A 1,090-nucleotide genomic window follows, 5' to 3' on the forward strand; every position below is an offset into this window, starting at 1 on the left:
CGTTCCAGAAATTTTTTGTTTGACTTTCACCATCCGTAAATCGCGCTCGGCTTGGTTGTTGTCAAACGGCACTTCTTTCTTTCGCAAGAAGAGAAGCGCTTCTTGTTTGCGCTTTTCTAGGCGCTGGATGAAATTTTGCGCATGGCGGACGCCGTCATGCTTGCCTTGTTGGCAACGCTCCTCGAGTTCTCGGCGACCATTCGCTAGAAGCTCGTCGTACACGGCTTCCCAATACCGGGCTTCCTCTTCCGGTAGAGCCCCGCCCGCGTTCTCCACCGCCTGTTTCATCTCCAACAGCGCTTTGGTCATCTCTTTCGACCATGAATGGCCGTACAGTTCGGTATATGCCCGAAGCTCCCGGAGATGATGGGCATGGCAAAGCGCATGGCTCGCCTCCGTATACATCGGGTATACGGAATACGCATCATGCACCATCGTTCCTTTGTACCGCGGCAAGATCCCGATGTCATCCGTTGCTTGCTTGCCACGCGAGCGATGAAGCCCGTATCGGGTTTCCTTGGAAGTGGAAGCCACATGCACCCATTGGTTCTTTCCGTTCACACGCAGGCTCGTTTCATCGACGTGCAACGTGCTGGAGGTGAGCAACGCTGCCTCGATCTCTTCGAGCGTTGTTTCTAACACAGGTTGCCATCGTCTCGTCATGTTCACGACCGTGCCTGCACTAATTGGATGATGAAATAATGTTTTCACCATCTCCGTGACACGTTCACATGGAATCAACTGCGCATGATTCCAGTATAAAATGAGCGAAGTGACTACCGGTCCATATTGTACATGATTGGTGACATAGAAAGGGAACTCCGCCTGCTGGACAAGTCGGCATTCTGGACAACGCTTGATTTCCCGTTCATGTTGAGTCACTTCCATTCGAACCACAGGGAGGTCGAACACTTGGCGAATGTCTACTCGAAAAGGAACGACCCCCTCCAACGAGTGACCACATCCTTCGCATTGGGTCACGCGGTGAATGACTCGATGGTCAGGATTTGGTACTTGACGGAGCGTCGTTCCTTGGTGCCCTGGCTGTCCTCCCGGCCGTTTCTCTGACGTTTGGCGAGAAGGGGATTTT

The 1,090-nt window shown here is 52.8% G+C and carries 1 protein-coding gene; it reads right to left on the minus strand.

What is annotated here, in order from left to right; translation table 11 throughout:
• On the minus strand, positions 1-1,090 hold a 1,090-nt coding region (gene tnpC / locus M4I42_RS16920), incomplete at both ends, for an IS66 family transposase (RefSeq protein ID WP_268853196.1).

The sequence above is a fragment of the Anoxybacillus sp. J5B_2022 genome, assembly GCF_026847645.1.
Classification (GTDB): domain Bacteria; phylum Bacillota; class Bacilli; order Bacillales; family Anoxybacillaceae; genus Anoxybacteroides.